We start from the raw sequence: 13375 nt of genomic DNA on the forward strand, positions 1-13375 counted from the left end.
GACATGCGGTGCGGCGACCCTCGAATAATCGAAAAGGAAAGGAGAGCCAACCCCCGAGTACGGAGAAAGACACGCGTATGACGGTCCGATCCGACACCCCCCCGCCGGACATGCGGGACAGCGTCGCCCTCCTGCACGCCACCCGACTCGACGCGGAGCGCGGCCCCGGCTCCCGTGGTACCGAACAACAGCACGCCCGCGGCAAGCTGACCGCGCGGGAACGCCTGGACCTGCTCTTCGACGCCGGATCCTTCCACGAGGTCGAGCGGCTGCGGCGGCACCGCGCCACCGGCTTCGGACTGGAACACCGCAAGCCCTACACCGACGGGGTCGTCACCGGCTGGGGGACCGTGCACGGACGGACGGTGTTCGCCTACGCCCACGACTTCCGTATCTTCGGCGGATCACTCGGCGAGGCCCATGCGGACAAGATTCACAAGGTCATGGACATGGCCCTCTCGGCCGGGGCGCCGCTGGTCTCCCTCAACGATGGCGCGGGTGCCCGTATCCAGGAAGGTGTCTCGGCGCTCGCCGGATACGGCGGCATTTTCCGGCGCAATACCAGGGCGTCCGGAGCGATTCCGCAGATCGCGGTGATGCTGGGCCCGTGCGCGGGCGGCGCGGCGTATTCACCGGCGCTCAACGACTTCGTCTTCATGGTGCGCGGCACCTCCCAGATGTTCATCACCGGCCCCGACGTGGTGCAGTCGGTCACGGGTGAGGAGATCTCCCACGAGCAACTGGGCGGCGCGGACGTCCACGGCGGGGTGTCCGGCGTCGCCGGTTTCGTCTACGACGACGAGGCCGAGTGCCTGGAGGAAGTGCGCCACCTGCTGTCCCTGCTCCCGGCCAACAACCGCGAGTTACCCCCCGCCTACGACAGCGCCGACCCAGCGGAGCGCAGCAACGACGGCCTCGCCGAGCTGGTGCCGGCCGACGGCAACCGTCCCTACGACATGCGCGCGGTGATCACGGAGATCGTCGACGAGGGCGACTGGCTGGAGGTCCACGAGGGCTGGGCCACCAACGTGCTGTGCGTACTGGCCCGGCTGGACGGGCAGACCGTCGGTGTCGTCGCGAGCCAGCCGACCAGCCTCGCCGGGGTGCTCGACATCCACGCCTCGGAGAAGGCCGCCCGCTTCATCTCGATCTGCGACGCCTTCAGCATCCCCCTGGTGACCCTGGTCGACGTGCCCGGTTTCCTCCCGGGCGTCGACCAGGAGCACGGCGGCATCATCCGCCACGGCGCCAAACTCCTGTACGCGTACTGCAACGCGACGGTTCCCAGGATCTCCCTGGTGCTGCGCAAGGCGTACGGAGGCGCCTACATCGTCATGGACTCCCGGTCCATCGGCGCCGACGCCGCCTACGCCTGGCCCACCAACGAGATCGCGGTGATGGGCGCGGAGGGTGCGGCGGGCGTCGTCTTCCGGCGGGAGATCGCCGCGGCCGACGACCCCGAGGAGACCCGCGCCCGGCTCGTCAAGGAGTACAAGGCCGAGCTGATGCACCCCTACTACGCCGCCGAGCGCGGCCTCGTCGACGACGTCATCGACCCGGCCGAAACCCGCTCCACGCTCATCGAGGCGCTGCGGACCTTCCGGGCCAAGCACGCCGACCTGCCGTCGCGCAAGCACGGCAACCCGCCCACGTGACGGGCGCCGCACGCCGACCGACGCGACCGGCAGGGGAGCCGAGCGCATGAACCACCGACTCAACCCGATCGACGAGGTCTTCCTCTCCATCACGGGCGAGGCTCTGACCCACGGCCAGTTCCTGCGGTTCAGCGGCAAACCGCCGCCCCTGAAGGAACTGCGGGACCACGTCGCCGAGCGGCTGCCCGCACTCCCGGGACTGACCCACCGTATGACCCCGGCGCGGGGGCGGCGGCCCCGGCGGGAGCCGGTGTTCGGCTTCGACCCCGCGTCGCACGTGGGCGAGCGGACGTTCCCGGCGGAAACGCCCCTGGACACGGTGCTCACCGCCCTGGCCCGTGAGCCGCTTTTGGACAGCGCGCCGCTGTGGTCGATGCACCTCGTACACGGCTACGCCGGCGGCGAGTTCGCGATCTGCTACCGGGTCCACCACAGCGCCGAGGACGGCATGGGAGCCGCCCACATCGTCACCACGCTGTTCGGCGACGGCGGCCCGCCGGACGGGACCCGGCGACCGGCCGGACCACGGCCGCTGATCAGCGGCTCGGCGCGCGAACTGGCCCGGGGAACGGTCAGCGTGGGCACCGGACTCGCCCGCGCCCTCCTGCCCGCCAGGTCCTGGCCCAGGGCGCCGGAGCCACGCCCCGAACGCCTCGGCGTGGCCAGTGCGGGAGCGGCCTGGAACGAACTGCGGGAGCTGAGCCGCCGGTTCGGCGGCACCCTCAACGACGCGTTCCTCATGACCCTGTGGCAGGCCCTCGCCGACTGGAGCGCGGACGGCGACAGGGACGTACGATCGCTCTTCCGGACGGCACCGGTTCCGGTACGGATGCCGCTGAGCACCCGCCTGCCCGGGGAGGAGGGGCTCCTCGGCAACCACCTCACCACCGCCGTCGTGACCCTGCCCGTCCGGGGGACGCCGCTCGACATCGCGTTCCCGCAGCTCGCCGAGCGCACCCGGCGGATGCGCGCCCACGGCCTCAGGCCGGCCAGCAGGGCCCTCGTCGGGATCCTGCCGTCGCCGGTGACGCGGTGGACCGTACGCCGTCTGCTGAACCCGCACGCGTCACCGCTGTACGCCTCCAACTTCAGCCTGCCCGCGGCGCTCTCCTTCCGGGGCGCCCCGGCGATCGACGCGACCCCGCTCGGCGTCCTCCTGCCGGGCAACGCCCTGTCCGTGACACTCCTGTCCTACGGGCAGCAGGTCCGGGTCGGTTTCCTGTACGACCGCGCGCTCCCCGGAGCGGAGCGGCTGGCCGGCCTGTGGCGCGAGGCGCTGGACACCTTGTCCGTCACCGCCTGACCCGGAGCACGCCCCCGAAGTCTCGACTAAGGATCTCTATGTTCGGTCGGTCCCCCGCACGCGGAAACGCCTTGTCCACCCTGGCGGTGAGCGGACTCGCGGTCTTCATGGCCGCGTTGGACAATCTCGTCGTGATCACCGCCCTGCCCGCAATCCAGAAGTCCCTGGGCACGGATCTGCAGGACCTGGAATGGACGGTGAACGCCTACACGCTGGCCTTCGCGGTCTTCCTGATGGCCGGCTCGGCCGCGGGTGACCGCTTCGGACGCCGGCGGATGTTCCTCATAGGGCTCGCGGTGTTCACCGCCGCGTCGGCGGCGTGCGCCCTCGCCGGCTCGCCGGGCGAGCTGATCGCCGCCCGGGCCGTGCAGGGCTTCGGCGCGGCCATCGTCATGCCGCTGACCCTCACGCTGCTGACCGATGCGGTCTCCGAACGGCGGCGGGGCATCGCCCTCGGCGTCTGGGGGTCGCTGAGCGGTCTTGCGGTCGCGCTCGGACCGCTGGTCGGTGGTGCCGTCGTGGAGAAGATCTCCTGGGAGTGGATCTTCTGGATCAACGTGCCGATCGGCGTCGTCGTCCTGCTGCTGGGCCTGTGGCAACTGGCCGAGAGCAGGCAGCCCGAGGCACGGCTCGACCTGACCGGCACCGTACTGGTGAGCCTCGGCATGCTCGGCGTGGTCTTCGCCCTGGTCAGCACCACGAACGACGGCTGGACCACCGGTAAGGTGCTCGGTTCTCTGATCGCCGGGGTCGTGCTGCTCGCCGGCTTCGTCCTGTGGGAGATGCGCGCCCCCGCCCCGATGCTGCCGATGCGGCTCTTCCGCAACCGCTCGTTCACCGCCGTCAACGTCACCAGCATGCTGATGTTCGCCGCCATGTTCGGGCTGGTGTTCCTGCTCACCCAGTTCATGCAGAACATCCAGGGCTTCACTCCCCTGGAGGCGGGGGTGCGGATGCTCGCCTGGACGGCCATGCCCGTCCTGGTCGCCCCGCTCGCGTCCTTCCTGACCGCCTGGATCGGCAACCGGCTCGTGGTGGCCCTCGGGCTGCTGTCCGAAGCCGTGGCGCTTGGCTGGCTCGCCTCGGTGACCGAGGTCCACACCGCGTACGCGGACCAGGTGCCCGGTCTGGTGCTGGGCGGTATCGGTCTCGGACTGTTCTTCGCGCCCACCGCCGAGATGGCGATGAACGTCGTCCGCCCGCGCGAACAGGGCATCGCCTCCGGCGCCAACAACACGTTCCGGGAGCTGGGCGGCGTCCTCGGCGTCGCGGTGCTGACCTCGATCTTCACCTCGCACGGCGGCTACGGCACCCCGCAGCGGTTCGTCGACGGCCTGGTCCCTGCCGCCTGGGCCGGATCCGGATTCGCCGCGCTCGGCGTCCTGGCGATGCTCACCGCACCGCGCCGCTCCCAGGAGAGGAAGGCGGCGGAAGCAACCCGCGGCGACGACCGCGCGAGCGCGGCTCCCGCACTGGAGAACACCAGGGGCTGACCCGCGCCGGCCCGGTACGCGAACCCACGACACGCAACTGGGGGACTGGAATGTACGACGTCATCGTGGTGGGCGCACGGATCAGCGGTGCCGCCACAGCCATGCTCCTGTCGAGGGCCGGATACCGGGTCCTTCTCCTCGACCGGGCTGTCTTCCCCGGAGGGAAGGCCGCGGCGACCAACCTGGTGCACCCGCCCGGCATCCTCAGGCTCAAGCGCTGGGGACTGCTGGAGCGGCTGACCGTCACGGGCTGCCCGCCGATCCGCGAGTACGGCCTGCAGAGCGGCCGGGCCCGGCTGATGGCCCCACTTCCGGCGGTCGACGAGGTCGACGAGGCCTACTCCCCGGACCGGGCCACGCTGGACCGGATCCTGCTGGAGGCCGCGATCGAGTCCGGCGCCGAGTTCCGTGAGAACTTCTCGGTCCAGGAACTGTGCACGGACGAGGCGGGCGCCGTCACCGGCGTACGCGGACGCACCGGCGACGGCTCGCCCGTGACCGAGCACGCCCGCCTCGTGGTGGGCGGCGACGGCTCCAACTCCACCGTCGCCCGCCTCACGGGCGCCGAGAAGTACGCCACCCGCCCGGTCCTCAACAAGAGCCACTGGGCCTACTGGGAGGGGCTGCCGCACGACGGCCGGGTACGCACCCACCGGCACACCCACAAGCACACCTTCACCTGGCCTACCCACGACGACCTCACCATCGTGGGCGTCGCCCTGCCCACGAGGGACTTCAAGGCGAGCGGGGAGGAGGAGCGCGACCGGACCGTCATCGACGCCTTCGAGGCGGTGGACCCCGAGTGGGCCTCGCTGCTGCGCGAGACCAAGCGCGCGGGCCGCTGGATGACGGGTTCCGTGCCGAACTTCCTGCGCCGCTCACACGGCCCCGGCTGGGCGCTGGTCGGCGACGCCGGCTACACCCGGGACCCGATCACGGCCGCCGGCATCAGCGACGGCCTGCGCAGCGCCGAACTCCTCGTGCAGGCCGTCGACGCGGCCTGGTCGGGGTCCGGCGGCGCCGGACTGTCCGACGCGCTCGCCGGCTACGGCCGCCGACGGGACGACATGGTCAAAGGGCACTATCAGTACACCTGTGACCACGCCCTCATCGACAATCACAGCCCCGAGGAGGTCGAGTTCATCCGGGCCATGAGCCGAAGCGCCACGCACGGCCGGGACATGGTCGGCGTGTTCGCCACGATCGTGGACCCCGCGCGGTTCTACTCCGCCGCCAACATGCACGCCCTGCTGGACCATGTGGAGTCCGGCCCCGGCACGAGCTGGAAGGTGCGGATGGTGCGCTGGCTGGTGCGCGGAGCACCCCGGCACATTCCCCCGGCCGCGCGGGCCGGTGACCGGTTGATCGCCAGGAACCTGGGCTCCATGGGGCAGTACCTGCTCGAGAACGCCGCCCGGCCGGCGCGCTAGCCGCACGGCTCACACAGTCACTTTCCACACCACATCCCACCCGCTTTCACCAAGGGACGGATCAGCATGCCCGAAAACACCTCCACCGACCTGACCACCGCGTTCGTCTTCCCCGGCCAGGGCGGCTTCGACGGCACCGCCCTGCGGCGGGCGAAGGAGACGTACCCGCAGGTCCAGCGAGTGTTCGCCCGCCTCGACACCACGACCGAAGCCCTCTTCTCACGCCGTATCAGCGACATCCTGTTCGGCCCGGAACAGACGGACCTGCGCTCCCTGCTGGCCGGCGACTCCTGGATGTCCCAGGTGGCCATCTACGGCGCCGGCCTGGCCGCCCACGAGATCCTGGCCGACCAGGGCGTCCGCCCGGACGTCCTCGCCGGGCACAGCCTCGGTGAGATCACCGCCCTCGTGGCCGCCGGCGCCTTCTCCGCCGAGGACGGTGTGCGCATCGTCGCCCAGCGCGTGGCGGTCATCGAGCGCCACGACGGCGTCGACGGGCGCATGGTGGCCCTGTCGGCCGGGGCCGACCGCGTACGGATGCTCCTCGGTCTGCTCGACCACCCGCTGCTGGCCGTCGCCACGGAGAACCACGACGAACAGACCGTGGTCAGCGGGCCGGACGCGGTGCTGGACCAGGTGACGGCGATCGCGGCACAGCTGAACATCGGGGCGATCGAGATCGACGCGCCCTTCCCCTTCCACACCCCGGCGCTGGCCCCCGCGGCGCCCGAGTTCGAGGCGTACGTCCGCACGCTGGAGCAGCATCCCCTGCGGCTGCCGGTGTACTCACCGATCCTCCAGCGCTACTACGAGCCCGGCGAAGCGCTCGCGGGGCGCCTCGCGGAGCACTTCGTCCAGCCGGTCCGCTTCGCCGCGGCGGTACGCCGCCTGCACCGGGACGGTGTTTCCACCTTCGTGGAGGCGGGCGGACGCCCCGCGCTGTCCAAGCTGGTGACCCGGCTGACGAAGGGCTCGGACGTACGCTCCCTGCCCACCCTCTCGCTCGACGACGGCGGCCGGCTGGTGCTGGATGCCACGCTCCGGGAACTGCGCGACGCCGGACTGGCCGACCCGCACGGCCCCTCCGGTACCGGCCTCGCCGAACTCCTGGCTCCTTCCGTGCCCTCGCACGTCTTCGAGGAGTACTGGAAGGCGCACGGCCACGAGGTGGTGGAGCGGATACGGGCGGACCTGGAGACCTTCGGGGAGCCGGAGCCGGAGCAGGAGCAGGAGCCGGAGCAGGCCCCGGGCGCCGTGACACCCGAGCCCGTGGCACCGGAGACCGAGTCGCAGGAGGACCGAGCCAGGCAGGCGCCCCCGGACGCGGCCTTGGACCGGGACGAGCTCTTCGCCGAGCTGCGGACCCTGTACGCGGAGGCCCTGGAGTACCCGGAGGAGGTCTTCGAGGCCGGGGTGCAGCTGGAGGCCGAACTCGGCGTCGACTCGGTCAAGCAGGTCGAACTGCTCACCCGGGTCTCCCAGCGCTACGGGCTGCCGCCACGCGAGGCCGACTTCCGGCTCGCGCCCTACAACACGCTCGACGCGATCGCCGACTTCGTCATCGCGGAGCTGGAACGGCGGCCCGAGCCGGCGCCGGCCGGCTGACCGCTCCTCGCTTCGCTGCCCGTTCGCCCCTCCCAGAAGGACACGCGTTTTCCATGAAGGACCTCACCGGCAAGGTGGCACTGGTGACCGGCGGGTCACGAGGGATCGGAAAGGCCGTCGTGCGGGAGCTCGCCGCACGCGGGGCCGACATCGTCCTCAACTACTTCCACTCGCACGACCAGGCCAAGCAGACCCGCGACGAACTCGTGGCGGCAGGCGCCCGGGTCGACCTCGTACGGGCCTCGGTGGCCCGGCAGGAGCAGGTCGACCGGATGTTCCAGGAGATCGACCGGCTGCACGGGCGGCTCGACATCCTCGTCAACAACGCGGCGAACGGCGCCCTGCTGCCGCCGGACGAGGTCACCGAAGAGCACCTGGACAAGGCGATCGAGACCAACTACAAGGGCGGACTGCGCTGTTCGCGGGCCGCCGCGCCGCTGATGGCCAGGAACGGCGGCGGCTCCATCGTCACCGTCTCGGCACTGGGCGGCTCGCAGATGGTGATGGCCAACTACTCGGCGTGCGCCCCGGCGAAGGCCGCCGCGGAGGCCTCCGCCCGTTACCTCGCGGTGGAACTGGCCCCGCTCGGCATCCGCGTCAATGTGGCGTCCGCCGCGATGCTGAGCAGCGAGGTGGCGGACAAGTTCCCCCGGGCCGCCCAGATGCGGGACATCATCGAACGGTCCACACCCTGGGGACGGCTCGGCAGGCCGGAGGAGTTCGCCGGGCTGGTCGCCTTCCTCGCCTCCGACGACGCCCGGTGGATCACCGGACAGGTCGTCCTGGCCGACGGCGGCCTCACGCTCGGCGCGGCGCTGCTCTCGCCTCCGGCGGAGCGTGCCGAGGCGCCCGAGGTATCGCACGAGTCCGTCGAGCAGGCAGAGTTCGGCGACGACGCCATCGCCGTCGTCGGCATGGGCATGGCCGTCGCCGGGGCCAACAGCCCCGACGAGTTCTGGAAGCTGCGGACGACCGGGGACGAGCTCTTCGTCAAGGTGCCCCGGGACCGCTGGCAGCACGACAGCTTCCACTCGCCCGACCTGACCGCCGAGGACAAGGCGTACGCCGAACAGTGCGTGTTCATCACGGACTTCGCCCCTGCCGACGGCGCCCTTGAGGGCATGCCGGGCGAGCCCGGAGACCAGGAGCTCACCACCAAGTGGCTGCGCCACAGCCTCGTGCAGGCACTCGACGGCGTCCACCGCCGCGACACCGACCGGTGCTCCTTCGTGGTCGGCTACACCCCGGACGGCAGCCAGCACCTGGAAGAGGCGGGCGTCCTGCAGAGTGCGACCCGGCTGACGCACGGCATCCTCGACGACCTGCAGGTCCCCGGCGAGCGACGGAAGACGCTCCGCGAGGGCATCGACCACACCCTCACCGACCGGTACCGGCGCGGCGCCGGCTCCCCCTCGCGCTTCCTGCCCCACCGGGTCGGCGAGGTGGCCATGGACGGCGTACTGCCGCCGTCCACCGAACTCCACATGGTCGACACCGCCTGCTCCTCGTCGCTGTACGCCATCGACATCGCGGCCAAGGGCCTGCTGATGGGCAAGCAGGACATCGCCGTGTGCGGCGGGGCCTTCGCGCTGGCGCCGCGCGGCACCGTGCTGTTCTCCAAGCTGCAGGGCCTGTCGAAGCGCGGCACCGTGCACGCCCTCGACGAGAGCGCCGACGGTGTGATCTTCGCCGACGGCGCCGCCCTGGTCGTCCTCAAGCGGCTGAGCCATGCCCAGCGGGACGGCGACAGGGTGCTGGGGGTGCTGCGGGCCTTCGGCTCGTCCTCCGACGGCAAGGGCAAGGCGATCTACGCCCCGAACGCCCGGGGGCAGTCCCTCGCGGTGCGGCGGGCGCTGGAGGGCGGTGAGGTCGACACCGCGGACGTGCGGTGGATCAACGCGCACGCGACCGGTACGCCCGCCGGTGACCTGGAGGAGTTCACGACGCTGCGGGAGCACTTCGGCACCTCGGCGCCGACGGCCGTCACGTCCAACAAATCGCTGCTGGGCCACACCGGCTGGGCCGCCGGCGTCGTCTCGCTCATCGAAAGCCTGAAGGGCCTGGAGCACCACACCATCCCCGGCCAGTTCCGTCTCGACACGCCCCGAGCCGACTTCCGGCTGGACGAGACGGAGCTCGAGGTCACCTCGGAGCCGCGTGAGTGGCCTCAGAGCCGTGAGCGGCCCCGGCTGGCGGCGGTGTCCGGGTTCGGCTTCGGCGGTACGAACGCCCATCTCATCGTCTCCGAGAACCGCGCTCCCGCCGGGGCGCCGGCCGCGGAGACCCCCACCACGAAGGCTCCGGCCACCGACAGCCGGGTGGCGCTCGTCGGCTGGTCGGCGCATGTGCCGGGCCTTGACGGGCGTACGGAAGTGACGCGCTGGCTTTCGGGCGGCGCGGGGCCGCGGGACACCTTCGGGGCGGACTATCCGGTGCCGCCGTTCAAGAAGATCCGGCTGCCCCCGAAGACGATCCGCGCCCTGGACCGGTGCCAGCTGATGGTCCTGGAGTGCGCGCACCAGCTGCGCGACCAGATGCCGGACTTCTGGAGCGAACAGGCGCCGAAGACCGGGGTGTTCGTGGGACACATGGGGCCGACCAGGGCCGCCATGCAGTATGCGAACCGCTGCTACCTGGACGACATCGGTGAGGCGCTCGCCGAGTCACCGCTCGCCGGGTCGGCCGAGGTGCCGCGGGTGCTGGACCGGCTGCGGGAGCAGGTGCGGTCGGCGATCCCGGAGTCCAACGAGGACTCCTTCCCCGGCCAGATGCCCAACATCATCTCCGCCCGGGTGGCGAACTACTTCGACCTCAACGGCTCCAACATGACAGTCGACTCCGGCTTCTCCTCCGCCCTGTCCTCGATCACCCTGGCCGGCCGCTATCTGCGCACCGGGGAGCTGGACTTCGCCCTGGCCGGCGGCATCAACGGCAACAGCCTCCCGGAGTACCGCTCCCTCATCGGCGACCTGCTGCCCGAGAACCGGACGGAACTCGCCGAGGGCGCCTTCCTGTTCGCCCTGACGACGGAGGACCGGGCCCGGCAGGCGGGCCTCCCCGTCCTCGCCTACATCGACGAGACCCTGGACGAAGCCCCCACCCGGGAACCCGTCCTGTGCGGCCCCGCCGCCCCGGAAAACGCCCGCTACCTGGGCGCCTCCGGAGGGCTGGCCATCCTCCGCGCCCTGCACGGCCCCGCAGGCACGACGACGGTCTCCAGCACCGGCGACTCGTCGGGAGCCCACCTCAGGCTGACGATCCCGGACGAGAGGGACGACGACGCGCCGGGCGGAGCCCGAACGCTCCGCGCCCCCTTCCGCTCGACCACCCACACCGAGGCGGGGGAACCGCTGCTCGTACGGCGTCGCGTGCCCGTGCTGGAGGACACTCCGGCGGTCCCGGTCCGGGAACCGGCGACGTTTCTGCCGGACGGTGCCGTCGTCGTCACCGACGCACCCGCTCTGCTCGCCCAGGTGGCGGACCCCAAGGCCGCGCTCACGGTGTTGTCCACCACGCCGCTCGACGTCCCGCGTGCCGGTTGGCATTACCTGGCGCGGGTCACGCCGGAGGCGGTCCGGGAGGCGATGGCCGATGTGGGGAGGCCGGTCACGCAGGTGCGGGTGGTGAGCGACCTCAGTCGTGCCGTACCGCCGGACGAGGGGCCCGTAACGGGCACGCCGCCGTCCCTGCTCGCCCTGCACGACGCCACGTACCTGGCCGTTCAGTACGCCTACGACGACCTGGCCCGGCCCGGTTCAGCGCTGACGATGCTGCTGCTCGGTGCCGTGCCCGGTGGCACACCGCACCCCTTCTCCGGACTGTTCACCGGTCTGCTGAAGAGCGCCGGGCTGGAGCTGTCCGAGGGCGGCAGTCTGGCCTTCCTCACGTCCGGCCGCGATGTGGCGGCGGCCATACGCGGCGTCGAGGCCGAGAGCCGTGCCCGGCGTGACTTCCCCGTGGTCGTCGAGACGGACGGTGTCCGCCGTACGTACCGTCTGCGGGACGAACCGGCCGCGCCGGCCGAGGCGACGCCCGCCGCCCTCGACCGGGACTCCGTGATCGTCGTGGCCGGCGGTACCAGGGGCATCACCGCCGAGGTGGTCAAGTCGCTCGCCAAGGAGTTCGGGTCGCGCATCCACGTGCTCGGCAGCAACGCCCTCGACGCCTACCCGCCGTCCGTCTTCGCCGGCACCGACGAGGAGTTCGCCGCCGGCCGGGCGACGTTCATCTCGACCGAACTCGCCAAACGCGACGGCCGCAACGTCGCGAGCATCACCAAGGAGTTCGACCGGATGCTCAACGCCCGTGAGTCACGCCGCAACCTGGAGGAGATGGCGGCGTACAGCGGCCCGGACCGGGTCACCTACCGCACCTGCGACATGCGCGACGGCGCCGTGGTGGAGAAGGCCCTCGGCGAGGTCCTGCGCGAGCACGGAACCATCGACCTGCTCGTCAACGCGGCGGGGCTGCAGCGTTCGGCCCTCATCAAGGACAAGGACTTCGCCGAGTTCACCGCCATCCGGGACCTGAAGGTGCAGTCGTATCTGAACCTGAAGTACGCCCTGCGCGACGCCCCGCCCCGCCTGTGGTGCAACTTCGGTTCCCTGCTGGGCTACTTCGGACAGCTCGGCGAAGCCGACTACGCCTCCGCCAACGACTTCCTGGCCAGCGCGGCCACCTACGCGGCGGCCGCCTCGGACCACGAGGAGTTCACCATCGGCTGGACGCTGTGGGGCGGCGTCGGCATGGGCGCGGGCGAACTGACGAAGGCGTACTACGAACGAGCCGGCTCGTACAGCAGCATGCCGGTGCCCGAGGGCGTCCACCACTTCGTGCAGGAGCTGCACACCCCCGTCCGGCGGCCCTCCGTCGTGCACCTGGGGGAGTCGGAGGAGGCCACGGTGGAGAAGTTCTACCCCGGCTATCTGACCCGGGAGACCGCGGCGCCCCGCCCCGACGGGTTCTTCCTGCGCCGCCTGGTGTCCTTCGACGACCGGTCCGCGGTCTTCGAGTGCCCCTTCGACCTGCGGACCGACGGCTACCTGGAGCACCACACCGTGCGCGGCGAACCGACGCTGCCCGGCACCTTCGTCACCGAGCTGGCCGCCGAGGCGGCCCGCCACCTGGTACCCGACCGGCACGTGGTCGCCTTCGAGGACCTGAGGTTCGAGCACTTCCTGCGGGTGTACCGGGACGTCCCCACGCCGCCGAAGCGCATCAGGGCGGAGATCGTCGACGACGAGGGGGACGCGACCGTCGTCCAGGTCCATGTCACCGAGGACGTGGTGGCACCGAACGGCGTCGTCCTGGTCGAGGACAGGCCGCATTTCGCGGCCCGCGTCCTCCTGGCCGACACATATCCGGACGCCCCCCGCTGGGAGCCATGGGACAGCGCGGACGACACCCCCGTCCCCGACCCGTACCACCAGCCGGGCTCCCCGGTCCGGCTGAGCGGACCGTTCGTGTCGACGACGGGCACAGCCGTCCACCCCCGTGGCAAGCGGGGCCGCTACGACCTCTTGCTCCCTCCGGAGGAGGTGTGGCAGCGGTTCACCGTCCCGTGCGTGCTGCTGGACGGTCTGGCCAGGGTCGGAGTGCTGGACCTGGTGGACGGCCGGCTGGTGCCGGTCGCCGCCCCGCTGTCGATCCGCCGCATCGACCTCTACGAGGAGGCGAACGACCACACCCTGTCGACCGGCGACAGCACCGTCGACCTGTACGCCACACCCCCCGGTTTCGGCCTCGCCGCCGACCGGGCGGAGAACCGGTTCGTGGCGGCCCGCCCCGACGGCCGGATGGTCCTGCAGATGAAGGACCTCCGGGCGGCCCTGATCGGGTACGTCGACGCCCTGACCGGCGAAGCGGTCCCGGCCGATGGCGCCTGAACCG

6 protein-coding genes are annotated in these 13375 nt (G+C 71.5%); all 6 read left to right on the forward strand.

What is annotated here, in order from left to right; genetic code table 11:
- Positions 1-77: 77 nt before the first annotated feature.
- The 6 genes from ACIBK3_RS23985 to ACIBK3_RS24010 all read left to right on the forward strand — a co-directional run bounded on the left by ACIBK3_RS23985 (position 78) and on the right by ACIBK3_RS24010 (position 13371).
- Positions 78-1655 (forward strand): acyl-CoA carboxylase subunit beta, encoded by a 1578-nt coding sequence (locus ACIBK3_RS23985; RefSeq protein WP_399368526.1) that lies wholly within the window; start codon positions 78-80, stop codon positions 1653-1655.
- Positions 1656-1701: 46 nt separating this feature from the next.
- Positions 1702-2958, forward strand: coding sequence for a wax ester/triacylglycerol synthase domain-containing protein (locus ACIBK3_RS23990; protein WP_399368528.1), 1257 nt, complete (start codon positions 1702-1704; stop codon positions 2956-2958).
- Between the two features lie 38 nt (positions 2959-2996).
- Positions 2997-4451: an MFS transporter gene (locus ACIBK3_RS23995; protein ID WP_399368530.1), complete on the forward strand. Its 1455-nt coding sequence runs from the start codon at positions 2997-2999 to the stop codon at positions 4449-4451.
- Between the two features lie 50 nt (positions 4452-4501).
- Entirely contained in the window at positions 4502-5881 is a 1380-nt protein-coding gene (locus tag ACIBK3_RS24000; protein ID WP_399368532.1) for an NAD(P)/FAD-dependent oxidoreductase, read from the forward strand.
- A 66-nt stretch (positions 5882-5947) separates the two neighbouring features.
- The gene (locus ACIBK3_RS24005) at positions 5948-7486 is read left to right on the forward strand and encodes an acyltransferase domain-containing protein (protein ID WP_399368534.1); all 1539 of its coding nucleotides are present in this window, start codon (positions 5948-5950) and stop codon (positions 7484-7486) included.
- A gap of 53 nt (positions 7487-7539) precedes the next feature.
- Entirely contained in the window at positions 7540-13371 is a 5832-nt protein-coding gene (locus tag ACIBK3_RS24010; protein WP_399368536.1) for an SDR family oxidoreductase, read from the forward strand.
- The last annotated feature ends 4 nt before the right edge of the window (positions 13372-13375 follow it).

The organism is Streptomyces sp. NPDC050287 (genome assembly GCF_044459385.1).
Classification (GTDB): Bacteria; Actinomycetota; Actinomycetes; order Streptomycetales; family Streptomycetaceae; genus Streptomyces.

Coding starts and splice junctions, on each gene's coding strand:
- ACIBK3_RS24010 (WP_399368536.1), top strand. CDS start 7,540: ATGAAGGACCTCACCGGCAAGGTGGCACTGGTGACCGGCGGGTCACGA.
- ACIBK3_RS24000 (WP_399368532.1), top strand. CDS start 4,502: ATGTACGACGTCATCGTGGTGGGCGCACGGATCAGCGGTGCCGCCACA.
- ACIBK3_RS23995 (WP_399368530.1), top strand. CDS start 2,997: ATGTTCGGTCGGTCCCCCGCACGCGGAAACGCCTTGTCCACCCTGGCG.
- ACIBK3_RS23985 (WP_399368526.1), top strand. CDS start 78: ATGACGGTCCGATCCGACACCCCCCCGCCGGACATGCGGGACAGCGTC.
- ACIBK3_RS23990 (WP_399368528.1), top strand. CDS start 1,702: ATGAACCACCGACTCAACCCGATCGACGAGGTCTTCCTCTCCATCACG.
- ACIBK3_RS24005 (WP_399368534.1), top strand. CDS start 5,948: ATGCCCGAAAACACCTCCACCGACCTGACCACCGCGTTCGTCTTCCCC.